Here is a 23,440-nt window from a genome sequence, read left to right on the forward strand (position 1 = left end):
CGGCTTTCAATAAAAGGCGACTACAAACAAAGGGTTATATTTTATGCTGCCTACTCTTTCTGAAAAATAATGCTATGATGGCCGGCATCATCAATGGTGGTAATAGGTTGGCTAATTAGATCGGCATGCACTCGCTGTACCCTGTCGCCGGCTGAACCGCTTATTGCTCATGATCCCTAACGCCGCAACAGGACGGAGCGCCGCTATCATGCTCTCATTTTCACTCCTCGATGCACAGGCGCTCTCCCCCGGTCTGGACCAGACAGGCCAGTGGCGGCAGTGGGCCGAGCAGGGCTGCTGGCCCGCCGACGCCTCCATGCCGCCGACCCCGCTGCTGCCGATGATGATGGCCCGCCGCCTCAGCGCCGGCGCCCGGCTCGCGGTGCAGCTGGGGCTGGAGATGCTGGCCCGCCACCCCGTCGACAGCGTCATCTTCGTCAGTCGCCACGGCGAACTGGCCCGCTCCATGACGCTGTTGCAGGGACTGGCGGCGGGCAAGCCCCTCTCTCCCACGGATTTCTCTATGTCGGTGCACAACACGGCGGCCGGGATCTGTTCCATTCAGGGCAAGGCGGCGCTGCCCATGAGCTCGCTCGCCGCGGGGGAGGGCAGCCTGATGGCGGGGCTGACCGAGGCGGTCGCCACTCTGAGCGTCAACAACGGTCGTGTGCTGCTGGTGGCCTTCGAGGGCGAGATCCCGGCCTTCCATCGGCGCTGGCTGCCGGCAACCCCGCCCTATGCGGTCGCGCTGGTGCTGGCGGACGAGCCGGGTGGGGAGCGCTGGCGTTGCGACAGCCGGCGGGCCGAGACCCGGCCTCCCGCATTGACCCAGCCTCTGGCATTCTGGCGCGCGCACCTGTTGCAACAAGCCGGCTGCCTGCTCGGGGATGGGCGCCAGGAGTGGTCATGGCGGCGCGACTGAACCGGCTCTGGCGGCTGGCGGGCACCGCCCTCGGCTTCACCCTGTTTGGGCTTGGCGGTCTGTTGCTCAGCCTCTGCTGGTTCCCGCTATTGGCGATCTGCCTGCGGGGGGAGCGGCGCCGCACCCTGGCCCAGGCCAGCATCAAGCAGAGTTTCCGGCTGTTTATGGGGCTGCTCAGGGGGCTGGGGGTGCTCGACTACAGGGTGAGTGGCCTGCCGGACTCCCTGCGCGGCGTGCTGGTGGTGGCCAACCACCCCAGCCTGCTGGACTATGTGATGCTGGCCGCCGAGCTGCCGGCCTGTGACTGCATCGTCAAGCAGGCTTTGTGGCATAATCCCTTTCTCGGTGGCGTGGTGCGTGCCGCCGGCTACATTCCCAATGTGGAGGCCGAGCAGCTGCTGCCGCGCTGCATCGAGCGGGTGCGCCAGGGGGGCCTGCTGCTGGTGTTCCCTGAAGGCACTCGCACCACCCCGGGCCAGCCGATCCGGCTGCAGCGGGGCGCCGCCCAGCTCGCGCTGCGCGGCCAGCTGCCGCTGCAGCCCGTGCGGATCCAGTGCAGCGAGCGCTTCCTCACCAAGCAGGACAAGTGGTACCGGACCCCGGCCAACAAGCCCTGCTTCACCCTGGAGTTTCTGCCGCAGATCCATGCCGCAGAGGTGGTCGACGGCTCGCAGCACGGCGCCCTGGCCGCCCGCCAGTTAACCCGGTTTCTTACCCGGGTCCTGCAACCCGGGACCCCATGACAGCCTATGGAAGAGCAATGCAAGACCTGCAACAAGAGATAAAACGACTCATCATCGACAGCCTCAATCTGGAAGGCTTGAGCCCGGACGACATCGACAGCCAGGCGCCGCTGTTTGGCGACGGTCTGGGTCTGGACTCCATCGATGCGCTGGAGCTGGGGCTCGCCATCAAGGGGCGTTACGGCATAGTGCTCTCCGCCGATGACGAGAACACCCGTCGCCACTTTGCCAGCGTCGATGCCCTGGCGGCGCTGATCCAGGCGCAGGCCGGATCCCGCCCCCTCGTGGAGAAACCGTGATGAACAGAGACGACATCTTTGCCCAGGTGAAGGCCACCCTGATCGACTTGTTCGAAGTGGACGAGGCCGCGGTCACCCCGGATGCCCAGCTCTATCAGGATCTGGAGCTCGACAGCATAGACGCCATCGATCTGGTGGTGCATCTGCAGAAGCTGACCGGCAAGAAGATTAAGCCGGAGGAGTTCAAGTCGGTGCGCAGCGTCGGCGACGTGGTCGATGCGGTCCAGCGCCTGATGGATGAGGCCTGAGCCGGCGATGCGACCCAAGCCGCACGGAGCACGGCCATGAGGCGTCAGCTCTCCCGTCTGAGTCGGTCATGATGCTGCTCTCCCTCCTGAATCGGGGGCGGCCGTCATGATGCGGCTGCTCTCCCTGCTGGGTCGGGGGCGGCCATCATGATCCGGCTGCTCTCCCTGCTGAATCGGGGGCGGCCGTCATGATCCGGCTGCTCTCCCTGCTGGGTCGGGGGTGGCCATCATGATCCGGCTGCTCTCCCTGCTGAATCGGGGGCGGCCATCATGATGCGACTGCTCTCCCTGCTGGCGGGCGGCCTGCTGCTGCTCTATCCCCTCGCCGTGTACTGGGGGCTGACCCATTGGGGCGGCTCCGCCCTGCTCGTCATCCTGCTGGTGACCTTCGCCCTGCGGCTGTTGCCCGGGGTTGCCCCGGTGCGCGAGTGGTTGCTGCTCGGCCGTCTGCTCGCCTGTGTTGGCCTGCTGCTGACGGGGCTCAGCGCCCTCTTCTCGGCCCAGCACTGGCTGCTCTACTACCCCCTCGTCGTCTCCCTGGCGCTGCTCGGCCTGTTTGGCTGGAGCCTGAACCAGCCCATGACGCTGGTGGAGCGGCTCGCCCGCCTGACCGATCCCGACCTGCCCCCGGCCGGGGTGCGCTACACCCGCACCGTGACCCGGGTCTGGTGCGGTTTCTTCGTGCTCAATGGCACGCTAGCCGCCGCCACCATCTGGCACGGGGATCTCGCCCTCTGGGGCCTCTACAACGGCCTGATCAGCTATCTGCTGATGGGCTTGCTGATGGGGGCCGAGTATCTGGTGCGCCTGCGGGTCAAGCGGAGCTTTGCCTCATGAGGGGGCCGATCAGCTTGCTCGCCGCCATCTGGGGGCGGGGGGACGAGGAGCCGGTGGCATTCGGCCCCCAGGGGGATTGCCGCTTCGGCACCCTGCGCCTTGACAGCGAGGCACTGGCTGCCCGATTGGCGAGCCTGCCCGCCCGGCGCTGGGCGCTCTGTTTCGACGACAGCCTGCTGTTTGCCCAGGCGCTGCTGGCCTGTGCCCTGACGGGGCGCGAGGTGGTGCTGCCAGGGCATCAGCGTCCGGCCGCCCTGGCCGAACTGCAGGACCACTTCGATGGGGTGCTGACCGATAGCCAGCAATTGGGGGAGGGGATCGCGGGCCCCTGGCTGCGGCTGCCGCTGTCCGGTGTGACCGTCTCTGAGGGCGCGCAGCCCTCTCGCTGGCCGGCCCCCACATCCCTGCAATTGACCCTGTTTACCTCGGGCTCCACCGGCGCCCCCAAGGCGATCCCCAAGGCCTGGCACCAGCTCGAGGCCGAGCTGCGGGTCTTGATCGAACTCTGGGGCGAACGGCTCGGCGGCGCCCGCCTGCTGGCGAGCGTCAGCCATCAGCACATCTACGGCCTGCTGTTTCGCATCCTGCTGCCCCTGGTGCTGAGGGTGCCCTTCGCCCGCACCCTGACGCTCTATCCGGAGCAACTGCTTGATCGGCCGGGCAAATGGGGGCTGATCGCCTCCCCGGCCTTCCTCAGCCGGCTCGATCCCGGCCTCGGGGCGAGGGGCTGCTGCCTCATCGTCTCCTCTGGCGGCCCCCTGGCCCCGGCGGATGCGGCCAAGGCCCGCGAGCTGCTCGGCCAACTGCCGGTGGAGATCTTCGGCAGCAGCGAGACCGGCGGCATCGCCTGGCGCCAGAGTCCGGTGCCGGACACCCCCTGGCGGCCCATGCCGGGTGTCAGGGTCGAGCTGGCGGACGAGGATGGCCTGCTGCTGCACTCCCCCTTCCTGCCCGATGACGAGCCGCTGCTCTGCGCCGATCGCATCCGGCTGACCGACAGTGGTTTTCATCTGCTGGGGCGAGGGGATCGGCTGGTGAAGATCGAGGAGAAACGCATCTCCCTCGATGAGGTCGAGAGCCGGCTCATGGTGCTGCCCTGGGTGGCGGCGGCGGCCGTGCTGCCGCTGACGGTAGGGAGCCGGCAGCTGCTCGGCGCCGTGCTGGTGTTGACGCCAGAGGGCCAGGCCCGGTGGCAGGCGCTGGGGCCGGGCCGCTTTCTCATCGCCCTGCGCGAGGGGCTCAGACCCTGGCTCGAGCCGGTGGCGCTGCCGCGTCGGGTGCGTATCCAGCCGGCCCTGCCCCTCAACAGCCAGGGCAAGCGGCCCTGGGCCGAGCTGAAGGCGCTGTTTGACGAGGCGCCAGCTGATGTACAAAACACGGACTCGCAACAGGCCGAGGCCGACTCGCCACAGAAGGAGAAGATGGATCGACAGGGATCCGTCCCCATGCAGATAAGCGGGCTACCCACCCTGCTCGAGCAACGCTGGCTGGACGGCGCCCTGGTGCTGCGTCTGCGGCTGGAGCCGGACTTGCCCTGGTTTGCCGGCCACTTTCCCGGCGCCCCCCTGCTGCCCGGGGTGACCCAGGTGCACTGGGCCATGCACTATGGCCGCGCGCTGCTCGGCCTGACCGGCGCCTTCGGCGGCATGAGCCAGCTCAAGTTTCAGCGCCCCTTGCGCCCGGATCAGGAGTGCGAGCTGCACCTGACTTGGCAGGCAGACAAGGAGCAACTGCTGTTCAGCTACCGGCTCGGGGATGAGCATGCCAGCAGCGGTCGGGTGCGGCTATGTCCCTGAATCCCTGCCTCCTCATTCCCTGCTACAACCATGCGGCCCCCCTGGCCGGGGTGCTGGCCAGGCTGAAACCCCTGGGGCTGCCCTGCCTGCTGATCGATGACGGCAGCGAGCCCGTCGCGGCGGCGGCCCTCGACGCCCTGGCAAAGGAGCATGGGGATTGGCTCAGCCTGCTGCGCCACCCCGAAAACCTCGGCAAGGGGGCCGCCGTGATGACCGGGCTCAGGGCCGCACTGGCGCGCGGCTTCAGCCATGGGGTGCAGATAGACGCGGACGGCCAGCACGAGCTGTCCGACGTGCCTCGCCTGCTGGCGGAGGCGGCGGCTCACCCGGCTGCCCTGGTGTCGGGTCGCCCCCTCTATGACGACTCTGTGCCCAAGGGGCGCCTCTATGGCCGCTATGTCACCCATGTCTGGGTCTGGATAGAGACCCTATCCTTCGCCATCGAAGACAGCATGTGCGGCTTTCGGGTCTACCCCTTGGCGGCGAGCTGCGCCCTGTTTGACGAGGTGCGCCTCGGCCGGCGGATGGACTTCGACACCGAGGTGATGGTGCGCCTCCATTGGCGCGGGGTGCCGGTGCGCTTCGTGCCGACCCGGGTCATCTATCCCCAGGACGGCAGCTCCCACTTCCGGCTCTGGCGAGACAACCTGGCCATCTCCTGGATGCACACCCGGCTGGTGTGCCGCCTGCTCTGGGAGCTCGGCGGCAAGCTGCTCGGCTTACCGGCCCGGCTCTGGCAACAGGGCAAGAAGGTGCGCTGGTCAGGTAGCCCAGACAGGGAGGGATCCCCCCCGCAAGGGGAGGGCTGGCTGGCCTGGGGCAAGCGTCACTGGTCACGCACCCCCGAGCGGGGCTCCTGGCTCGGCATGCAGATCATGCTGGCCAGCTATCGGCTGCTCGGTCGGGGCGGCTTCAAGGCGCTGCTCTACCCCGTCATCGGCTACTTCTGGCTGACCGGGCGCCGCCAGCGGGCGGCCTCGGAGCAGTATCTGGCCCGGCTCAAGGCGTTTGCGGCGGCCAATGACATTCCACTGCCCGCGGGACCGAGATCCAGCTTTCGCCACTTCCTGCGCTTTGGTGAGGCGGCGCTGGACAAGCTGGCGGGCTGGCGCGGCGACATCCCCCCGGATCAGGTCGAGCTGGTGGGGCGCGAGCATTATGAGGCGGCGCTCGCCTCGGGCCGCGGCCTGCTGCTGCTCGGCTCCCACCTCGGGGATCTCGAGCTGTGCCGGGCGCTCGGTACCCGGGACGGCCAGGTGCGCATCAATGCCCTGGTGTTCACCCGCCACGCGGCGCGTTTCAACGCCCTGCTCAAGCAGATCAACCCGGGCGCCAGCCTCAATCTCATCCAGGTGCAGGAGATGGGGGCCGATACCGCCATCCTGCTCAAGGAGAAGATAGAGGCGGGGGAGTGGGTGGTGATCGTCGGGGATCGCACCTCGGTGACGCGGGAGAAGCGGGTAGTCTGGGCCGATTTTCTCGGCCAGCCGGCCCCCTTTCCCCTCGGCCCCTTCGCCCTGGCCAGCGTCTTGGCCTGCCCCGTCTACCTGATGTTCGGCCTCAAGGAACGGGGGCGTTTTCGCGTCCATTTCGAGCCCTTCGCCGAGCGCCTGCTGCTGCCCCGTGCACAGCGGGAGGCGGCCCTGCGCCACTGGGTGCAGGCCTATGCCGACCGCCTGCAGCACCACTGCCTGCAGGCGCCGCTGGACTGGTTCAACTTCTTCGATTTCTGGCAGCTGACTCATGATGAACCCTGATCTCCCCCCCTCCCAGCAGGCCGATGAGGCCCTGGTCACCTTTGGCGCAGGCCGGCTCACCATAGAGCAGGTGGTGGCCCTGGCCGAGGGGCGTGCCAAGCCGGTGCTCAACCCGGATCCCGCCTTTATGGCCCGCATCCAGCGCGGTGCCGACTTCCTCGACCGGCTGCTGGCGGAGGAGGGGGTCATCTACGGGGTGACCACCGGCTATGGCGACTCGGTGACCCGGGCCGTGCCGCCGGCCCTGGTGGCCGAGCTGCCCCTGCACCTGACCCGCTTCCATGGCTGCGGCCTGGGGGAGGATCTCGATGTGCCGGCCGGGCGCGCCGTGCTGGCGACCCGGCTCTGCTCCCTGGCCCAGGGGGTCTCCGGGGTCAGCCCGGCCCTGCTGGAGCGGCTCTGCTGGTTGCTGGAGCAGGATCTAATCCCGCGCATCCCCGAGGAAGGGTCGGTCGGCGCCAGCGGCGATCTCACCCCGCTCTCCTATGTGGCCGCCGTGCTGGTGGGGGAGCGGGAGCTCTATCGGGACGGTCAGCTGGCGAGCACCGCCGAGGTCTATCAGGCCCTGGGTGTCAGCCCCCTGACGTTGAGACCCAAGGAGGGGCTGGCGCTGATGAACGGCACCTCTGTGATGACGGCGCTCGCCTGCCTGGCCTACGTCCGCACCGACTACCTGATGCGGCTGGCGACCCGGATCACCGCCCTGGTCAGCGTCGCCATGGCCGGCAATGCCTTCCACTTCGACGAGCGGCTGTTCGCCGCCAAGCCGCACCCCGGTATGCAGGGCATCGCCGCCTGGCTGCGCGCCGATCTGCAGAGCGGGGAATTGCCGCGCCACAGCGACCGGCTGCAGGACAGATATTCCCTGCGCTGCGCCCCCCACGTCATCGGCGTGGTGGCCGACAGCCTGCCCTGGTGGCGCCAGCTCATCGAGAACGAGCTCAACAGCGCCAACGACAACCCGCTCATCGATGGTGAAGGCGAACATGTGATGCATGGCGGCCACTTCTATGGCGGCCACATCGCCATGGCCATGGACAGCATGAAGACGGCGGTGGCGAACCTGGCGGATCTGCTCGATCGCCAGCTGGCGCAGCTGGTGGACACCAAGTTCAACGGCGGCCTGCCGAGCAACCTCTCCGGCGCCAGCGGCGAGCGGCGCATGATCAATCACGGCTTCAAGGCGGTGCAGATCGGGGTCTCCGCCTGGACCGCAGAGGCGCTCAAGCTGACCATGCCCGCCAGCGTCTTCTCCCGCTCCACCGAGTGCCACAACCAGGACAAGGTGAGCATGGGCACCATAGCGGCGCGGGATGCCCTGCGGGTGCTGACCCTCAGCGAGCAAGTCGGCGCCGCCTGCCTGCTGGCGGCGGTGCAGGGGGTCGAGCTGCGCCTTGGCGTGCAGCAACGCAGCCTGGAGGAATTGAGCCAGCCGTTGCAAGGGATGGTGCTGGCGGTGCGCGTCCATCATCCGGCGCTGGTGGAGGACAGGGCGCTGGAGCAGGAGCTCAGGGCGCTGATCGCCCGACTGCAAGGACGTCACTATGAGTTGTATGGGGAGGATAAAGATGCAGAGTGAACCCTGGATGCTGAGTCACAGCATCGAAATCGAAATCCCGTTTCATGATATCGACATGATGGCGGCGGATGTCTGGCACGGCCCGATGGAGAGCCTGTATGCAGCATGAACCCTGGATGCTGAGCCACAGCATCGAAATCGAAATCCCGTTTCACGACATCGACATGATGGCGGTGGCCTGGCATGGCCACTACGTGCGCTACATCGAGCTGGCCCGCTGCGCCCTGCTCGAGCGGATCGACTACAACTACCCCCAGATGGCGGCCTCCGGCTACCACTGGCCCGTGATCGACCTGCGGCTCAAGTACATGGCGCCGCTGCGCTTTGGCCAGAGGGTGCGGGTCGAGGCCAGATTCAGCGAGTACCAGAACCGGCTCAAGATCGAGTACCAGCTGTTCGATGCCATCAGCGGGGTGCGCACCAGCAAGGGCTACAGCATCCAGGTGGCGGTGAACCAGGAGAGCGGCGAGATGTGTCTCGCCTCCCCAAGGATCTTGCTCGACAAGCTGGGAGTGAGTGAATGAGGCGGCTCTTGATGAAGGGAATGGGAGGCTGGCTCTGTGCCTGTCTGTGGCTGATGTTGCCGGGGGCGGTACTGGCCGAGCCCATGACCCAGGCCGAGGTGCGCGAGCTGCTGAGTGCGCAGCCGGCCCAACGAGCTCGCTTCGAGCAGGAGAAGCAGGTGGCCGGGCTGGCCCAGCCCCTGAAAGCCAGCGGCGAGCTGCTGCTGGCGCGTGGCCAGGGGCTCTGGTGGCATCAGTTGCAGCCCTTTGAGCTGGCGCTCAGTCTGACTGCTCAGCGCATGCGTCAGCAGGTTGGCCAGGGGCCTGTTCAGGTTATCGACAATCCCCAACTGCTCGAATTCAGCGGCATGCTGCTGGCCCTGTTCGGTTCGGATGAGCAGGCGCTGACCCGCTATTTTTCCCTCGACTTCCAGTCCACCGAGCAGAGCTGGACCCTGGTGCTGACGCCGCTGGCGGCGCCACTGAACAAGGTATTTGCCAGTCTGACGTTAGGCGGTGGCAAGCAGCTGGATCGGCTCGTGATCGCCGATCGCCAGGGGGATGAGACCCGCATCCGCTTCTCTCACTGGCAGGCGGTGAGTCTCCCCCTCTCTGCCGAGGAGCAGGCCCATTTTGCCCCCTGAAAACCCTGGCGACGCCGCATCCTCTCCCACACGGCCATCCCCCGTCCGGGGCTGGAGCGAGCCGACCTGGCGCCGGCTCTCCTGCCTCTGGCTGCTGCTCAGCCTGTTGGCGCTGGCGCTGCTCGGCTGGCAGCTCTCTCACAGCCGCATCAATACCAGCCTGATGGATCTCCTGCCCCACGAGGAGAGATCCACCCTGGATCCGGCCCTGCGCGGTGGCCTGTTGCGCCAGCTCGACAAACAGCTGGTCTGGATGCTGAGCCTGCCGGCGGGGCAGGATGGTCGCGTCGCGGCAGAGGAGTGGGCAAAGGCCCTGAGCGCCTTGCCCGAGCTCAGCGCGGTGCGCGGTGCCCAGCCGGAGCTGGCCTCCGCCTGGCAAGGCTTCATCTATGACTATGCCTGGCAGCGCCTCGATGAGGGCAGCCGGGCCCGGCTGGCCGCGGGCCCCGAGGCCTGGAGCCAGTGGGTGCTCGGCCAGATCTACAGCCCCTTCGGTGGCGTCTCCCGCCCCGAGTGGCAAGCCGATCCCCTGCTGCTGACCCGCGCCGGGGTGCAGGGTCAGGCGGCCACGGCCCTGCGCCTCGATCAGGGCTGGTTGATGAGCCGGGACGAGGCGGGGCGGCAGTGGTTTCTGCTGCGAGCCGAGCTGGACCTCTCGGCCTTCGATCTCTCTCGCAATAGCGAGCTGCTGGCCCGGCTCAACGCGGTGGAGCAGGCCCTCAAGGCCCAGTACTCCGGGCTGGAGCTGCTGCGCCGTGGCACCCTCTTCTACAGCCAGCATGCCAGTGACCTGGCCCAGGAGGATATCTCCACCATAGGGCTCGGCTCCACGTTCGGGGTCTTGCTGCTGATGTGGTTGGCGTTCCGCTCTGGTCGTGCGCTCTGGATCTCCTTGCTGCCCATCGCCATCGGCCTCGTCTGGGGGGTGCTGGCCGTGCTGCTGTGGTTTGGCGAGGTGCACATGTTCACCCTGGTGATCAGCTCCAGCCTGGTCGGCATCATAGATTACGGGATCCACTTCCTGACCGAGCGGCGCCTGCATGGGTTGCAGGAGAGCCCTCACCAGACCCGCGCCCGTTTGCTGCCAAGCCTCTCGATGGCGCTGTTCGCCACCCTGGTCGGCTATGGCCTGCTCTGGCTGGCCCCCTTCCCCGGCTTGCAGCAGATGGCGTTGTGCGCCCTGGTGGGGCTGACGGCCTCGTTTATTACTGTGCTCTGCCTGTTCCCGCTCTGGCTCGGTGACTTGCCCCAGCGGGAAGCGCACATCCTGGTGCCGATGGCGCTCTGGCTCAAGTGGTGGCGCGAGATCCGTGCCTTGCGCTGGGGCGTCCCACTGCTCTGCCTGATCCTGATAGGGGTGGGATTGAACCGGCTGGAGGTCGATGACGACATAGCTCGGCTGCAGCCGCTGCCCACCGAGCTGCAGGCACAGGAGCGGCAGATCCAGCACCTCACCGGCCAGCAGGGGGGCATGACGGGTTTCCTGGTGACGGCGGCGGATGGCGAGACCGCCTTGCAGCGGCTCGAAGCCATGAGTCATAAGCTGGCTCAGGCCAGGGCGCAGGGTCAGCTGGCAGGTTTCGTTTCGCTGGCGCAGTGGCTGCCGTCCCAGGCACAGCAGCGGGCGGATCATGCCGCCCTCACTCGGCTGTTGCCCGAGGTGGTGGCGCGGCTCAATCAGGCCGGCGTGCCGGTCGAGGCCAAGCCGAGATCCTGGCATCCCCTGACTCCCGAGCAGTGGCTGGCCAGCCCGGTCAGCGAGGGCAGTCGACTGCTCTGGCATGGGTTGCCAGATGGTCGGGTGGCGCTCTGGCTGCCGGTGAACGGGGTGACGGAGGTTGCCGCCGTGGCAAAGCTGGCGCAGGGGCAGGAGGGGGTCTTCTGGCAGGATCCGCGCAACCAGTGGAGTGAGCTGTTTGCCCACTACCGCATCAAGCTGACCGAGCTGCTGCTGGTGGCCATCGCCCTGGTGGGTCTGCTGCTCTGGGTCCGGTTTGGCTGGCGCAAGAGCGTGCGGATCCTGCTGATCAGCGGATTTTCGCTGGGGGCCGGTCTGGCCCTGCTCGCCGCCTGTGGCCAGCCGCTCACCCTGTTCGGGGTGCTGGCCATGAGCCTCATCTTTGGCATCGGCATCGACTACAGCCTCTTCTTCGCCTACAGCGGCGGGGATCCCCTGCGCCAACGCTCGACCATGTTCGCCATCTTGCTGGCGAACCTGACCACCCAGCTGTCGTTCGGCCTGCTGGCCCTGAGCCACACCTCGGCCATCGCCGGCTTCGGTCTGGTGCTCAGCGGCGGTATCTTCACCGCATTCCTGCTCTCACCACTGGTACTGGAGAGGCGATGACCCATGACCACCAGCCACCGCAGCTCTTCGGGAGCCATGATGAAGTTGTTTTTGTCCCTGTTGTTCGCCACCTTGCTGAGCGCCTGCGCCAGCCAGCCCGTGCCCGATAATCGTGCCTTCCTGAGCCCGGACACCAGCCTGCTGCTGCCAGCCCCGCTGCGGGCTCAACCGCTCTATCGCCAGCAACTGCTGAGTGCCACGAGCAAGGGCGGCCAGCATCAGCTGCTGACCGTGCTGGAGGCCGATGGCCACCGGCTCACCCTGGTGGGGCTGACCCCCAGCGGGATCCGGCTGTTTCGGCTGAGTTATGACGGCGAGCGGATCCAAACCGAGCAGCTCTCCAGCCTGCTGGGAGGGGCGGCCCTGCCCCCGGTAGCCCAGGTGCTCGCCGACGTGATGCTGAGCTACTGGCCCATCGCCGCCTGGCAGCCACAGCTGCCCAAGGGCTGGCGACTCGAGGACGAAGGCATGGTACGCCGTCTGACCGATCCCGATGGCAAACTGGTGAGCGAGATCCACTACCGGCAGATCGCCGGGGAGCGTGAGCCGGTGCGGCTGATCCAGCACGCCTTCGATTACCAGTTGCAGATGGAGAAGCTGGCGCCATGAGCCCGAATCGGAAGGAGAGCCCGCCGGTTGCCCCCTGTTACATCCGGGACTACAGCCTGATCTGCGCCCTGGGGGAGGGCAAGGCGGCGGTGTCTGCGGCCCTTGCCCGCTGGCAGACGCAGGGCATCAGCCCGCTGGATGCGGAGTCGCAGGCCCTGAGCGATGGCCGGCTCACCCCGGTCGGCCGGGTGAGCGCGGCGCTGCCCCCTGTGCCCGCGGCGCTCTCGGCCTATGACTCGCGCAACAACCGCTTGTTGCTGGCGGCCCTTGCCCAGATCCGGCCAGGGTTCGATGAGCTCAAAGCCCGGCTGGGGGCGGATCGCATCGCCATAGTGCTGGGCACCAGCACCTCTGGGATCGCCGAGGCCGAGGCGGCGGTCGCCGCCACGCAGGCCGACCAGCCGCTGCCGGCCGGATTCGACTATCGCCAGCAGGAGCTGGGCTCGCCGAGTGAATTTCTGGCCCGCCACTTGGCCCTGACCGGCCCGGCCTACACCCTTTCCACCGCCTGCTCCTCGAGCGCCCGCGCCTTCATCAGCGGCCGGCGGCTGCTGGCGGCCGGGCTGGCGGATGCGGTCATCGTCGGCGGCGTCGACAGCCTGTGCGGCCTGACCCTCAACGGCTTCGACAGCCTGGAGTCCCTCAGCCTGGCGCGCTGCCGCCCCTTCGCCGCCGAGCGGTGTGGCATCAACATCGGGGAGGGGGCCGCCCTCTTCCTGCTGAGCCGGGAGCGTGCCGGACTCGCCCTGCTCGGCACGGGCGAGTCGTCCGATGCCTGGCATATCTCGGCGCCTCATCCTGAGGGGCTGGGGGCCGAGGCCGCCATGCGCATGGCGCTGCTCCAGGGGGGCATCGAGGCCAAAGCGCTCGACTACATCAACCTGCACGGCACCGCGACCAAGCTCAACGACGAGATGGAGAGCAAGGCGCTGGCCCGGCTGTTTGGCGCGGGCGAGACGGCGCCCTGCAGCTCCAGCAAGATGCTGACCGGCCACACTCTTGGGGCGGCCGGCGCTATCGAGGCGGCGCTCTGCTGCCTGCTGATGGAGCAGGCACTGGCGCCGCCCCCGCAGGGGGAGGCGCAGGATCCGGCCCTGGCCCCCATCCGGCTGGTGCGGGCAGGGGAGGCGGGCAGACCGCTGGCCCGGGTGCTGTCGAACTCCTTCGCCTTCGGTGGCAATAACGTCAGCCTGCTGTTGGGGCGTATCATCTCGGGGAAGGAAGGAGAACCGCCCCATGAATGAGATAGCCATCGCCGAGTTGCTGCCCCATCAGGCCCCCATGCTGCTGCTGGATCGGTTGCTCGATTACCGGGGGCAGCGGGTGCGCTGCGAGACCCGAGTCGGCGCGCGCCACGGCCTGCTGCTCGATGAGCAGGGCAACCTGCCCGCCTGGGTCGGCCTGGAGCTGATGGCCCAGACCATAGCCGCCTGGGCGGGGATGCGGGGGCGCGAGCGGGGCGAGCCGGTGCGCATCGGCATGCTGCTCGGCAGCCGCCAGTATCGCTGCCAGGTGCCGGCGTTCGCGGCCGGGGAGCTGCTGGTGATCGAGGCCGAGTGCCTGCTGGAAGATGGCGGCATGGCCAGTTTTGAGTGCCGGATCCTGCGGGGCGACGAGCCCTGCGCCGAGGCGCGCCTCAGCACCTACCTGCCCGGCGATGCCGAGCTGGCCGAGTTGCTGGCACAGCCTTAGGTCCCGGCCAAAGCGCTGGGCTAAAAAACCGGTTTATCTGAATCTGTTAGAGAAGGATCGAATATGAGTTCCACCGTATTGGTGACGGGCGCCAGCAAGGGCATAGGCCGCGCCATCGCCCTGAAGCTGGCCGCCGATGGTTTTCACATAGTGGTGCACTATCACGGCGACAGCGCCGGCGCCGAGGCGACCCTGGCCGCCATAGTGGCGGCGGGAGGAGAGGGGCGGCTGATCCAGTTCGACATCTCGGATCGGGCGCAGTGTCGCAACCGGCTCGAGTCCGACATCGAGGCCCATGGCGCCTACTACGGCGTGGTCAGCAACGCCGGGGTGATCCGCGATGGCGCCTTCCCGGCCCTGACCGACGAGGACTGGGATGGGGTGCTGCACACCAACCTGGACGGTTTCTACAACCTGCTCAAGCCCTGCATCATGCCGATGATAGGGCTGCGCCGGGGGGGGCGCATCGTCACCCTGTCATCGGTATCCGGCATCATGGGCAACCGCGGCCAGGTCAACTACAGCGCCGCCAAGGCGGGCATCATAGGGGCCAGCAAGGCCCTGGCGCTGGAGCTGGCCAAGCGCAAGATCACGGTCAACTGCGTGGCCCCCGGCCTCATCGACACCGGCATGGTCAATGCCGAGGTGGAGGCCGAGGCCATGAAGATGATCCCCCTCAAACGCATGGGCCAGGCCGAGGAGGTGGCGGGGCTGGTCTCCTACCTGATGTCTGATATCGCCGCCTATGTGACCCGGCAGGTCATTTCTATTAATGGAGGCATGGCATGAAGGGTATGAAGCGAATGGGACTGGTCTCCTACCCGCAGTCAAACTCAGACATCGCCGGTTATGTCACCCGCCAGGTGATCTCGATCAACGGGGGCATGGTATGAGCGGGGATGTGAGACTATGGGGCCAACTTGAGCAGGCAGAGTGGAGCAGAGCAGCATGAAGCGTGTCGTAGTCACCGGCATGGCCGGAGTGACCGCCTTCGGTAACGACTGGCAGAGCGTGGGGCCCCGCCTGCGACAGGAGCACAACGCCGTGCGCCAGATGCCGGAGTGGGATGTCTATGAGGGGCTCAATACCCGACTGGCGGCGCCCATCCTGGATTTCGCGCTGCCGGCCCATTACCCGCGCAAGAAGACCCGGGCCATGGGGCGGGTCTCCGAGCTCGCGACCGTGGCGACCGAGCTGGCCCTGACCCGGGCCGGGCTCATCGATCATCCGGTCCTGACCGGCGGTCGCACCGGCATCGCCTACGGCTCCTCCATCGGCAGCACCGGGCCCATCAGCGACTTCGGGGCCATGCTCAACGACAAGACCACCGCCAGCATCACCGCTACTACCTATGTGCAGATGATGCCCCACACGGCGGCGGTCAATACCGGCCTCTTCTTCGGCCTGCGCGGCCGGGTGATCCCCACTTCCAGCGCCTGCACCTCCGGCAGCCAGGGCATAGGCTACGCCTACGAGTCCATCAAGCACGGCTATCAGGATCTGATGGTGGCCGGTGGCGCCGAGGAGCTCTGCCCCTCGGAGGCGGTGGTATTCGACACCCTGTTCGCCACCAGCCTGATGAATGACAGCCCGGCGCTGAGCCCCAGGCCCTTCGATCGGGACCGCGATGGCCTGGTGATCGGGGAGGGGGCGGGCAGCCTGATCCTGGAGGAGCTGGAGCATGCCCTGGCGCGCGGCGCACCCATCTTCGCCGAGCTGGTGGGCTTTGCCACCAACTGCGATGCGGCCCATGTCACCCAGCCCCAGCAGGAGACGATGCAGCTCTGCATGGCGCTGGCGCTGGCCGATGCCGGCCTGCAGGCCGGGGACATCGGTTACATCAGCGCCCATGGCACGGCCACCGAGCGGGGCGACATCGCCGAGAGCCACGCCACCTCGGCCCTGTTCGGGGACAAGACCCCTATCTCCTCCCTCAAGAGCTACTTAGGCCACACCCTGGGGGCCTGCGGCGCCATCGAGGCCTGGCTCTCCCTCGAGATGATGGCCGAGGGCTGGTTTGCCCCCACCCTCAACCTGAACGAGCCGGATCCCGCCTGCGCCCCGCTGGATCATATCCGCAGCGGCGGCCGGGAGCTGAAGGTGGACTATCTGATGTCCAACAACTTCGCCTTTGGCGGCATCAATACCTCCCTCATCTTCAAGCGCTGGCCCTAGCCGCCGGCCAACAGGCTGGAAATAAAAAGAGGCGCCCAGGGGCGCCTCTTTTTATGGGTGATGAGCAGAGCTCATTTCTTGGGACGAAATGGCTTGATGACGCTCTCGTCGCACTCGAGATAGGGGCCGTCCATCAGATCGATGCAGTAAGGAATGGCGGGGAAGACAGCGTCCAGACACTCGCGGATCGACTTGGGTTTGCCCGGCAGGTTGACGATGAGTGAGCCGCCGCGCAGGCCGGCGGTCTGGCGGGAGAGGATGGCGGTGGGCACGAACTTGAGGGACTCGGCCCGCATCAGCTCGCCAAAGCCCGGCATCATGCGATCGCACACCGCCTCTGTGGCCTCCGGGGTGACATCCCGCTTGGCCGGCCCGGTGCCGCCTGTGGTGACGATGAGGCAGCACTGCTCCTCATCCGCGAGTGCAATCAGGGTGGCCTCAATCTGATCCTGCTCATCCGGGATGAGCCGATAGACGGGCTCCCACTCAGAGGTCAGGTAGCTGCCCAGGGTGTCTATGATGGCCTTGCCGGACAGGTCTTCGTAGATGCCCGCGCTGGCGCGATCGCTGACGGTGACGATACCGATTCTTGCCTTGCTCATGCTCTGCCCTTGCTCATTCGAAAAAGTGGTAAATAAAATAACATAATCAGATAGATATGTTAAACCAGCGGGGCGGGTATAGGGAGGGTCGCCAGAATGGAGAGCCGAACGAAAAACCGATCCGCCCCCACCGATGAATAGGGAATAAGGGCGGGTATATAAACATGTAAAATTTATAAAAAAACTGACGCAGGCCGAATGCCGATAATTACATGAATCATAAAGAATAAATGTTTAGCCTCGCCAACATATCGCCCCACTGATAGGGAAATGGACTCCTGTGGCACGGGGCAGGCCGAACCAGAATCGCCGTCATCTTATATAACCATCCTTACGGACAGTGAAATTATGTGCTGAGCGTAGTCGTGGAAGTGTCACACATGAGGCTTCTGGCCAGGAGGGCATATGGAGCTGCCTGATTTCGATACTCTGAAACACTGGGCCCTCGACGAGCCGGAGCGGCTCGATGAGCTGTTGCACCAGCAAATAGATGCCCTGATCGCGCAGGTCGGGCCGGATCGGCAACGGCGGCTGCGGGGCCTGCAATTTCGCATCGATTGCCAGCGGCGTCTGGCCCGGAATAATCTGGATAGCTGCATCCGGATCGCCAACATGATGCACGACTCTTTCTATGCCATGCGCCGTCATATGAGCCAGCTGCAGGAGGAGTCATCGGCACGGGAGGAGGCGCGGCCGCCGCTGAATAATGTGATTCAACTGTCGGATCATAGGCGCAATAAATAAAGTATTGGCACCCGGCTCTCTTTATTCCCCCGCATATTCTTGCAGGCAAACCACCCGATGTTAATTAGTTGGGTGGTTTGTTTGTTATTTGCTGCCAAGCGGCGCTGGGCGCCGGATAAATAACATCTGGGCTGGCTAAATCATCAGATATGGGTGAAGGACTATACCGTTTGGGGTAGTATCTCGGCACATTTCATCTTGCTACGACTCTAAGGGATTATGAGAAGTATCACGCCAAGAAGGGTGCTGTCACCGGAACAACAGACAGAGATCACCCGGATCATCGTCAAGGTGGGCCAGCTGCTGGCCCAACATGGGGCCGAGGGGCGCATCATAGAGCAGACCACGGTCCGGCTCGGGTTGGCTCTCGGGCTGGAGAGCGTCGAGATGGCCATCTCCGCCAGCGCCATAGTGCTGACCAGCCTCTATCAGGGCAACTGCGTCACCACCACCCGCCGGGTGCGGGATCAGGGCATCAACATGCAGGTGGTGTGCGAGGTTCAGCGCCTCTGCATACTGGCGGAGAAGGAGCTTGTCGGGGTGCGGGAGGTACGCCAGCGGCTCGATGGCATAGTGCCATTCCACTATCACCCCTGGCTGGTGGTGCCCATGGTGGGGCTTTCCTGTGGGGCCTTCAGCCTGCTGTTCGGCGGCGACTGGCCCATCTTCCTGGTGACCTTCGTCGCCGCTGCGGTGGCGATGCGGGTGCGCCAGCTGATGGCCCGCCATCATCACAGCCCGCTCATCAACTTCGCCGTGACCGGGTTTGTCGCCACCCTGATCGCCTCCAGCGCCACCTACTTCCAGTGGGGAGGCCAACCCTATCTCACCATGGCGGCCAGCGTGCTGTTGCTGGTGCCGGGCTTCCCGCTCATCAACGCCGTGTCCGACATGGTGAAGGGCTACTTCAATCTGGGGCTGGCCCGTTGGGGCACGGCGACCCTGCTCACCGTCAGCGCCGTCATCGGCATAGTGCTGGCCATGTCGGTCACCGGGATCTGGGGCTGGAAGCTGTGGTGGGACTCGATATGAGGCGAAATGAAAGAGCCTGCGGGCCAGGGCCATCCCCCCTAGGTGCAACATTTATCCGCCGCCAGCAGTTGCCGGTTCGGCTCAGCAGGGAATGGGGGGTTGCGCCATGATGGATCTGCTCCTGCTGCTGGCCAGGGATGCGTTCTGGTCGGCCATCCCGGCGGTAGGCTTCGCCATGCTGTTCAACGTGCCGCCGCGCATGCTGAAGTATTGCGCCATGGGCGGTGCCCTGGCCCACAGCCTGCGTACCCTGCTGATCCATTACGGCATGCCCATCGAGTGGGCCACCCTGGCGGCGTCCACCACGGTCGGCTTTGTCTGCGTCTACTGGTCGCAGCGTCTGCTGGCCCCCCGGCCGGTGTTCAGCGTCGCCTCCATCATCCCCATGATCCCCGGCAGCTATGCGTTCAAGACCATGATCGCCGTGGTGGAGCTCAACATCTCGGGGGTGACCACCGAGCTCATCCATCATGCGGTGACCAATGGCCTCAAGGTGTTGTTTATCGTGGGGGCGCTCAGTTTCGGTTTGGCGATCCCCTCCCTGGTCGTGTACCGTAACCGGCCCATTGTCTGAGACAGGCTGCAAGAGGCTGAACCCATGCAAATTTCCATGATTGCCGCCATGGCGCAGGATCGCGTTATCGGGCTGGACAACCAGATGCCCTGGCACCTGCCCGCCGATCTGGCCCACTTCAAGCGGGTCACGCTGGGCAAGCCGGTGCTGATGGGGCGCAAGACCTTCGAGTCCATCGGTCGGCCGCTGCCCGGTCGTCGCAACCTGGTGATCAGCCGCAACCCCGATTACCGGGTCGATGGGGTGGAGGTGGTCGATTCGGTCGAGGCCGCGCTGGCGCTGCTGGCGAGCGGCGAGGCGGTGGATGAGCTGATGGTGATCGGCGGTGGCCATCTCTATGGCCAACTGTTGCCCAGGGCGGATCGCCTCTACCTGACCCGGATCGAGCTGGCGGTCCCGGGGGACACCCGTTTCCCCGCCTTCGACGAGGGGGAGTGGCTGTGCCTCGAGCGCGAGGCGCACCCGGCGGACGAGAAGAACCCGCACCCCTACCGTTTCGAGACCTGGCAGCGACGCTAGTCCACTCGCACCAAGCAGGCCCCTCCCGTTGCGAGGGGCTTTTTTTTTTGCGGCTTGGCCGTCGCACCCGGCATCGGTTCTCGCTCTGCCCAACCCCCTCCGAGTGTTCCCCTCATAGCGATTAAATATAGTTAGTATTGTAATCATTCAAGGGCCCTTCATGGGAGGCAGCCATCCACCCGGGAATGGCCCTCCGCCATGACCCTCACTCGCTTGATTTTGCTCATTAAATGGAATGGTTATGGATTTTTATTGCAAGAATCTCATGTTTTTTCGGTGTTGTTCGGTCATCTGTTGAATTTTTGTTGCTGTAAATAAGTTATAAAAATCAGTTATTTATGACTGAAGCAATTTGTTGGGACTCTTATGGTTCTTTTGTTATTCATGTAAATTGTTTAGTGTAGAAAGTAATTGGTTCGCGTTCGGCAGGCTAATCACCCAGATGTCGACCATGAAAAAAGGACAGTATGACAGTCAAACTCGAAGTCAAATCACTCTATAAAATCTTCGGAGAACATCCGGAAAAGGCCTTCAAATTGCTGGCGAAAGGCCACGACCGCGCCAGCATCCTGCACAAGACAGGACAGACATTGGGGGTGCAGGGGGTCGATCTGGCCATCCACGAGGGGGAGATCTTCGTGGTGATGGGCCTCTCCGGCTCGGGCAAATCCACCCTGGTGCGCCTCTTCAACCGCCTCATCGAGCCGACCCGTGGTCAGGTGCTGATCGACGGCGAGGACATAGCCGCCATCTCGGACAGCGAGCTGCGCCAGGTGCGGCGCAAGAAGATCAGCATGGTGTTTCAATCCTTCGCCCTGATGCCCCACCTGAGCGTGCTGGAAAATACCGCCTTTGGCCTGGAGCTGGCCGGGGTGCCGCTGGCGGAGCGCCAGCAGAGTGCCCGTCAGGCGCTGCATCAGGTGGGCCTGGGGCAGTGGATTGACGCCTACCCCGATGCCCTCTCCGGCGGCATGAAGCAGCGGGTCGGCCTGGCCAGGGCGCTGGCCAATGACCCCGATATCCTGCTGATGGACGAGGCCTTCTCCGCGCTGGATCCGCTGATCCGCACCGAGATGCAGGACGAGCTGCTCAAGCTGCAGGCCAGCCAGCAGCGCACCATCGTCTTCATCTCCCACGATCTGGACGAGGCGATGCGCATCGGCGATCGCATCGCCATCATGCAGGATGGCCAGGTGGTGCAGGTCGGCACCCCGGACGAGATCCTGAACCAGCCCGCCAACGACTATGTGCGCGCCTTCTTTCGCGGGGTGGATCTCGCCAACGTGTTCAGCGCCCGGGATGTGGCCAGTCGCAAGCAGACGCCGCTCATCAAGAAACACACAACGGATGGGCCGGGCAACGCCCTGCGCCAGCTCAAGGAGCTGGAGCGGGAGTACGGCTACGTGGTGGATCGCAGCCGCCACTTCATTGGGGTCGTCTCGGTCGAGTCGCTGAGTCAGGCGGTGCGTGACAGGGGGAGCCTGGAGCAGGCGCTGCTGGCGGATATCCAGCCCATCCTGGCTGACACCTCCCTCAACGAACTCATCAGCCAGGTGGCCGCCGCACCCTGTCAGGTGCCCGTGGTCGAGCAAGATGGCACCTACCTTGGGCTTATCTCCAAGGCCAACCTGCTGAACACCCTGGACAGGAGTACCCCGCTATGAATTTGATCCCTCACCGTCTGCTGGCCGGCTTGCTGGCACTGTTGTTATTGGCGAGCTGCCCCGCCTGGGCCGACGAGGCGCAGGCCGATCCCTGGGCCGCCACGGCCACCACCGCCACCAGCGATCCCTGGGGCAGCACCGAAACCCAGGCCGCCGACTGGCAGAACCAGATCGCCACGGCGGATACCGGGGCCTCCATCGACTGGCTGGATCCCTTCCAGCAGGCTTTGGTGCCGCTGGACCGCTGGGTCGAGAGCGGCATCGGCTGGCTGGTGGAGAACCTGCGGCCGGTGTTCCAGCTGGTGCGGGCGCCGGTGGAGCTGACCCTCAACGCCATGACCCACCTGCTGCAGACGGTGCCCTCCGCCCTGATGATAGGCTTGCTGACCCTGATCGCCTGGCAGCTGGTCAACGGCCGCATGGCGCTCGGCACGCTTGTTTCTCTGGTGATGATTGGCCTTATCGGTGCCTGGTCCGATGCCATGGTGACCCTGTCGCTGGTGCTGACCTCGCTGTTCTTCTGCGTCCTGATCGGGCTGCCGGTCGGCATCCTGCTGGCCCGTAGCGAGCGGCTCTCCACCTGGACCCGGCCGCTGCTGGATGCCATGCAGACCACCCCGGCCTTCGTCTACCTCATCCCCATCGTCATGCTGTTTGGCATCGGCAACGTGCCCGGGGTGGTGGTGACCGTCATCTTCGCCCTGCCGCCCATGATCCGGCTGACCATGCTGGGGATCCGGCAGGTGCCCGCCGATCTGGTGGAGGCGGCCCACTCATTCGGTGCCAGCCCCTCCCAACTGCTGTTCAAGGTGCAGCTGCCGCTCGCCATGCCCACCATCATGGCCGGGGTCAACCAGACCCTGATGCTGGCGCTCTCCATGGTGGTGATCGCCTCCATGATCGCGGTCGGCGGCCTGGGCCAGATGGTGCTGCGCGGCATAGGCCGCCTCGACATGGGGCTCGCCTCCATCGGCGGCCTCGGCATAGTGCTGCTGGCCATCGTCCTCGACCGCCTGACCCAGGCGATGGGGCAGCCGGATCGCAGCCGGGTCGGCCGCTGGTATCAGCGTGGCCCCATGGCGCTGCTGCTGCGCCTGTGCGGTCGCAGCAAATCCATTCATTGCAAAGGAGTAACCTCATGAGACGCATCACCAAGAGCCTGACCCTGGGCACCCTGTTGCTGAGCACGGTCGCCATGGCCAGCACCGAGCTGCCGGGGGAGGGCGTCAAGGTGCAGCCCCTGCAGAGCTCCTTGCCGGAAGAGGCCTTCCAGAGCCTGCTGGTCAGCAAGCTGATGACGCGGCTGGGTTATGAGGTGCGACCCGCGCAGGAGGTGGACTACAACGTGGCTTACGCCTCGGTGGCGCAGGGGGACGGCACCTTCCTGGCCTTTAACTGGATCCCGTTGCAGGACAACAAGTACGAGCAGGCGGGGGGGGACAAGGTGTTCTTCCGCCAGGGCACCTATGTGGCCGGCGCGGCCCAGGGCTATCTCATCGACAAGCAGACCGCGACCCAATACGGCATCACCAACCTGGGTCAGCTCAAGGATCCCAAGCTGGCGGCGCTGTTTGACGGCGACGGTGACGGCAAGGCGGATCTGGTGGGCTGCAACCCGGGCTGGGGCTGCGAAGGGGCGATCAACCAGCATCTCGACGAGTTCGGCCTGACCCCGACCGTCAGCCACAAGCAGGGCAACTACGCGGCCCTGGTCGCCGATACCCTGGCCCGCTACCAGAGCGGCAAGCCGGTGCTCTATTACACCTGGACCCCTTACTGGCTCAGCAGCGAGCTGGTGCCGGGGCGGGACGTGGTGTGGCTGGAGGTGCCGGCCGATGCCAGGGGGGCGGACCAGACCCGCTTGCCGAATGGCAAGAACTATGGCTTTGCCGTCAACACCATGCACATAGTCGCCAACAAGGCCTTCACCGATGCCAACCCGGCGGCCGCCAAGCTGTTCAGCATCGTCAAGCTGCCCCTCAACGACATCAACATCCAGAACGGGCTGATGAACAAGGGACAGAACAAGCCGGCGGATGTGGAGCGTCATGCGGATGCCTGGCTCAAGGGGCACCAGGCCCTGGTCGACGGCTGGTTGGCCCAGGCCCGCGCCGCCGCGCAGTAGGCCGAGCCGGCGGGCAAGGAAGCTCGCTC

Annotated in this window: 24 protein-coding genes; 23 read left to right on the forward strand and 1 reads right to left on the reverse strand. The window is 65.7% G+C overall.

Features of this window, described 5'->3' with window-relative positions; all coding sequences use genetic code 11:
* Nucleotides 1–208: 208 nt before the first annotated feature.
* The 16 genes from EL255_RS04635 (at nt 209) to EL255_RS04715 (ending at nt 16,151) form a co-directional block, all read left to right on the forward strand.
* Nucleotides 209–922 carry a beta-ketoacyl synthase chain length factor gene (locus tag EL255_RS04635; RefSeq protein ID WP_042651720.1) on the forward strand — a complete coding sequence of 238 codons (714 nt, stop codon included), beginning with the start codon at nt 209–211 and terminating at the stop codon, nt 920–922.
* A complete protein-coding gene (locus tag EL255_RS04640) occupies nt 907–1,665 on the forward strand; it encodes a lysophospholipid acyltransferase family protein (protein ID WP_042651721.1) in 759 nt (252 codons plus the stop codon). Before EL255_RS04635 ends, EL255_RS04640 begins: the two co-directional genes overlap by 16 nt.
* Before the next feature lie 17 nt (nt 1,666–1,682).
* A complete protein-coding gene (locus tag EL255_RS04645; RefSeq protein WP_042651722.1) occupies nt 1,683–1,964 on the forward strand; it encodes a phosphopantetheine-binding protein in 282 nt (93 codons plus the stop codon).
* Nucleotides 1,964–2,212, forward strand: coding sequence for an acyl carrier protein (locus tag EL255_RS04650; protein ID WP_042651723.1), 249 nt, complete (start codon nt 1,964–1,966; stop codon nt 2,210–2,212). The genes EL255_RS04645 and EL255_RS04650 overlap by 1 nt, the downstream gene beginning before the upstream one ends.
* Before the next feature lie 270 nt (nt 2,213–2,482).
* Complete coding sequence (locus EL255_RS04655; RefSeq protein ID WP_042651724.1) at nt 2,483–3,049, forward strand: COG4648 family protein; 567 nt, start codon at nt 2,483–2,485, stop codon at nt 3,047–3,049.
* Nucleotides 3,046–4,845, forward strand: a complete 1,800-nt coding sequence (locus EL255_RS04660; RefSeq protein ID WP_048823049.1) for an ApeI family dehydratase — start codon at nt 3,046–3,048, stop codon at nt 4,843–4,845. The genes EL255_RS04655 and EL255_RS04660 overlap by 4 nt, the downstream gene beginning before the upstream one ends.
* Nucleotides 4,842–6,602, forward strand: a complete 1,761-nt coding sequence (locus tag EL255_RS04665) for a glycosyltransferase family 2 protein (RefSeq protein WP_042651757.1) — start codon at nt 4,842–4,844, stop codon at nt 6,600–6,602. Before EL255_RS04660 ends, EL255_RS04665 begins: the two co-directional genes overlap by 4 nt.
* Nucleotides 6,592–8,181, forward strand: coding sequence for an HAL/PAL/TAL family ammonia-lyase (locus EL255_RS04670; protein WP_126623273.1), 1,590 nt, complete (start codon nt 6,592–6,594; stop codon nt 8,179–8,181). Before EL255_RS04665 ends, EL255_RS04670 begins: the two co-directional genes overlap by 11 nt.
* 98 nt (nt 8,182–8,279) lie before the next feature.
* The gene (locus tag EL255_RS04675; protein ID WP_042651726.1) at nt 8,280–8,705 is read left to right on the forward strand and encodes an acyl-CoA thioesterase; all 426 of its coding nucleotides are present in this window, start codon (nt 8,280–8,282) and stop codon (nt 8,703–8,705) included.
* An 11-nt stretch (nt 8,706–8,716) separates the two neighbouring features.
* Entirely contained in the window at nt 8,717–9,328 is a 612-nt protein-coding gene (locus EL255_RS04680; protein WP_048823051.1) for an outer membrane lipoprotein carrier protein LolA, read from the forward strand.
* Nucleotides 9,329–9,419: 91 nt separating this feature from the next.
* Nucleotides 9,420–11,675 (forward strand): MMPL family transporter, encoded by a 2,256-nt coding sequence (locus EL255_RS04685; RefSeq protein WP_042651758.1) that lies wholly within the window; start codon nt 9,420–9,422, stop codon nt 11,673–11,675.
* A 39-nt stretch (nt 11,676–11,714) separates the two neighbouring features.
* Nucleotides 11,715–12,284, forward strand: a complete 570-nt coding sequence (locus tag EL255_RS04690; protein WP_126623274.1) for a DUF3261 domain-containing protein — start codon at nt 11,715–11,717, stop codon at nt 12,282–12,284.
* Nucleotides 12,281–13,528: a beta-ketoacyl-[acyl-carrier-protein] synthase family protein gene (locus EL255_RS04695; protein WP_042651728.1), complete on the forward strand. Its 1,248-nt coding sequence runs from the start codon at nt 12,281–12,283 to the stop codon at nt 13,526–13,528. Before EL255_RS04690 ends, EL255_RS04695 begins: the two co-directional genes overlap by 4 nt.
* A complete protein-coding gene (locus tag EL255_RS04700) occupies nt 13,521–13,976 on the forward strand; it encodes a hotdog family protein (RefSeq protein ID WP_042651729.1) in 456 nt (151 codons plus the stop codon). The genes EL255_RS04695 and EL255_RS04700 overlap by 8 nt, the downstream gene beginning before the upstream one ends.
* A gap of 63 nt (nt 13,977–14,039) precedes the next feature.
* Nucleotides 14,040–14,765 carry a 3-ketoacyl-ACP reductase FabG2 gene (locus tag EL255_RS04705; protein ID WP_042651730.1) on the forward strand — a complete coding sequence of 242 codons (726 nt, stop codon included), beginning with the start codon at nt 14,040–14,042 and terminating at the stop codon, nt 14,763–14,765.
* 159 nt (nt 14,766–14,924) lie between these two features.
* Entirely contained in the window at nt 14,925–16,151 is a 1,227-nt protein-coding gene (locus EL255_RS04715; RefSeq protein WP_042651760.1) for a beta-ketoacyl-ACP synthase, read from the forward strand.
* Between the two features lie 71 nt (nt 16,152–16,222).
* On the opposite strand, the gene mog is transcribed toward EL255_RS04715, so the two are convergent.
* The gene (mog, locus tag EL255_RS04720) at nt 16,223–16,753 is read right to left on the reverse strand and encodes a molybdopterin adenylyltransferase (protein ID WP_042651731.1); all 531 of its coding nucleotides are present in this window, start codon (nt 16,751–16,753) and stop codon (nt 16,223–16,225) included.
* Between the two features lie 405 nt (nt 16,754–17,158).
* Between mog and EL255_RS04725 the strand changes: the two genes are divergently transcribed.
* The 7 genes from EL255_RS04725 to proX all read left to right on the forward strand — a co-directional run bounded on the left by EL255_RS04725 (nt 17,159) and on the right by proX (nt 23,411).
* On the forward strand, nt 17,159–17,497 hold the full coding sequence (locus EL255_RS04725) for a DUF3135 domain-containing protein (RefSeq protein WP_042644227.1): 339 nt from the start codon (nt 17,159–17,161) through the stop codon (nt 17,495–17,497).
* Nucleotides 17,498–17,716: 219 nt separating this feature from the next.
* Nucleotides 17,717–18,529 carry a threonine/serine exporter family protein gene (locus EL255_RS04730; RefSeq protein WP_042651732.1) on the forward strand — a complete coding sequence of 271 codons (813 nt, stop codon included), beginning with the start codon at nt 17,717–17,719 and terminating at the stop codon, nt 18,527–18,529.
* A 106-nt stretch (nt 18,530–18,635) separates the two neighbouring features.
* Nucleotides 18,636–19,103, forward strand: coding sequence for a threonine/serine exporter family protein (locus EL255_RS04735; protein WP_042644223.1), 468 nt, complete (start codon nt 18,636–18,638; stop codon nt 19,101–19,103).
* A gap of 24 nt (nt 19,104–19,127) precedes the next feature.
* Nucleotides 19,128–19,622, forward strand: coding sequence for a type 3 dihydrofolate reductase (gene folA / locus EL255_RS04740; RefSeq protein ID WP_033129976.1), 495 nt, complete (start codon nt 19,128–19,130; stop codon nt 19,620–19,622).
* A 467-nt stretch (nt 19,623–20,089) separates the two neighbouring features.
* Nucleotides 20,090–21,286 (forward strand): glycine betaine/L-proline ABC transporter ATP-binding protein ProV, encoded by a 1,197-nt coding sequence (gene proV, locus EL255_RS04745; protein ID WP_042651733.1) that lies wholly within the window; start codon nt 20,090–20,092, stop codon nt 21,284–21,286.
* A complete protein-coding gene (proW, locus tag EL255_RS04750) occupies nt 21,283–22,428 on the forward strand; it encodes a glycine betaine/L-proline ABC transporter permease ProW (RefSeq protein ID WP_042651734.1) in 1,146 nt (381 codons plus the stop codon). The genes proV and proW overlap by 4 nt, the downstream gene beginning before the upstream one ends.
* Nucleotides 22,425–23,411, forward strand: a complete 987-nt coding sequence (gene proX, locus EL255_RS04755) for a glycine betaine/L-proline ABC transporter substrate-binding protein ProX (protein ID WP_042651735.1) — start codon at nt 22,425–22,427, stop codon at nt 23,409–23,411. The genes proW and proX overlap by 4 nt, the downstream gene beginning before the upstream one ends.
* Nucleotides 23,412–23,440: the final 29 nt, after the last annotated feature.

Source organism: Aeromonas encheleia (genome assembly GCF_900637545.1).
Taxonomy (GTDB): Bacteria; Pseudomonadota; Gammaproteobacteria; order Enterobacterales; family Aeromonadaceae; genus Aeromonas; species Aeromonas encheleia.

What these genes read in the sequence shown, in the direction of transcription:
- EL255_RS04635 (WP_042651720.1), top strand. Translation starts at nt 209, where the DNA reads ATGCTCTCATTTTCACTCCTCGATGCACAGGCGCTCTCCCCCGGTCTG.
- EL255_RS04640 (WP_042651721.1), top strand. Translation starts at nt 907, where the DNA reads ATGGCGGCGCGACTGAACCGGCTCTGGCGGCTGGCGGGCACCGCCCTC.
- EL255_RS04645 (WP_042651722.1), top strand. Translation starts at nt 1,683, where the DNA reads ATGCAAGACCTGCAACAAGAGATAAAACGACTCATCATCGACAGCCTC.
- EL255_RS04650 (WP_042651723.1), top strand. Translation starts at nt 1,964, where the DNA reads ATGAACAGAGACGACATCTTTGCCCAGGTGAAGGCCACCCTGATCGAC.
- EL255_RS04655 (WP_042651724.1), top strand. Translation starts at nt 2,483, where the DNA reads ATGATGCGACTGCTCTCCCTGCTGGCGGGCGGCCTGCTGCTGCTCTAT.
- EL255_RS04660 (WP_048823049.1), top strand. Translation starts at nt 3,046, where the DNA reads ATGAGGGGGCCGATCAGCTTGCTCGCCGCCATCTGGGGGCGGGGGGAC.
- EL255_RS04670 (WP_126623273.1), top strand. Translation starts at nt 6,592, where the DNA reads ATGAACCCTGATCTCCCCCCCTCCCAGCAGGCCGATGAGGCCCTGGTC.
- EL255_RS04675 (WP_042651726.1), top strand. Translation starts at nt 8,280, where the DNA reads ATGCAGCATGAACCCTGGATGCTGAGCCACAGCATCGAAATCGAAATC.
- EL255_RS04680 (WP_048823051.1), top strand. Translation starts at nt 8,717, where the DNA reads ATGAAGGGAATGGGAGGCTGGCTCTGTGCCTGTCTGTGGCTGATGTTG.
- EL255_RS04690 (WP_126623274.1), top strand. Translation starts at nt 11,715, where the DNA reads ATGAAGTTGTTTTTGTCCCTGTTGTTCGCCACCTTGCTGAGCGCCTGC.
- EL255_RS04695 (WP_042651728.1), top strand. Translation starts at nt 12,281, where the DNA reads ATGAGCCCGAATCGGAAGGAGAGCCCGCCGGTTGCCCCCTGTTACATC.
- EL255_RS04700 (WP_042651729.1), top strand. Translation starts at nt 13,521, where the DNA reads ATGAATGAGATAGCCATCGCCGAGTTGCTGCCCCATCAGGCCCCCATG.
- EL255_RS04705 (WP_042651730.1), top strand. Translation starts at nt 14,040, where the DNA reads ATGAGTTCCACCGTATTGGTGACGGGCGCCAGCAAGGGCATAGGCCGC.
- EL255_RS04715 (WP_042651760.1), top strand. Translation starts at nt 14,925, where the DNA reads ATGAAGCGTGTCGTAGTCACCGGCATGGCCGGAGTGACCGCCTTCGGT.
- mog (WP_042651731.1), bottom strand. Translation starts at nt 16,753, where the DNA reads ATGAGCAAGGCAAGAATCGGTATCGTCACCGTCAGCGATCGCGCCAGC.
- EL255_RS04725 (WP_042644227.1), top strand. Translation starts at nt 17,159, where the DNA reads ATGGAGCTGCCTGATTTCGATACTCTGAAACACTGGGCCCTCGACGAG.
- EL255_RS04730 (WP_042651732.1), top strand. Translation starts at nt 17,717, where the DNA reads ATGAGAAGTATCACGCCAAGAAGGGTGCTGTCACCGGAACAACAGACA.
- EL255_RS04735 (WP_042644223.1), top strand. Translation starts at nt 18,636, where the DNA reads ATGATGGATCTGCTCCTGCTGCTGGCCAGGGATGCGTTCTGGTCGGCC.
- folA (WP_033129976.1), top strand. Translation starts at nt 19,128, where the DNA reads ATGCAAATTTCCATGATTGCCGCCATGGCGCAGGATCGCGTTATCGGG.
- proV (WP_042651733.1), top strand. Translation starts at nt 20,090, where the DNA reads ATGACAGTCAAACTCGAAGTCAAATCACTCTATAAAATCTTCGGAGAA.
- proW (WP_042651734.1), top strand. Translation starts at nt 21,283, where the DNA reads ATGAATTTGATCCCTCACCGTCTGCTGGCCGGCTTGCTGGCACTGTTG.
- proX (WP_042651735.1), top strand. Translation starts at nt 22,425, where the DNA reads ATGAGACGCATCACCAAGAGCCTGACCCTGGGCACCCTGTTGCTGAGC.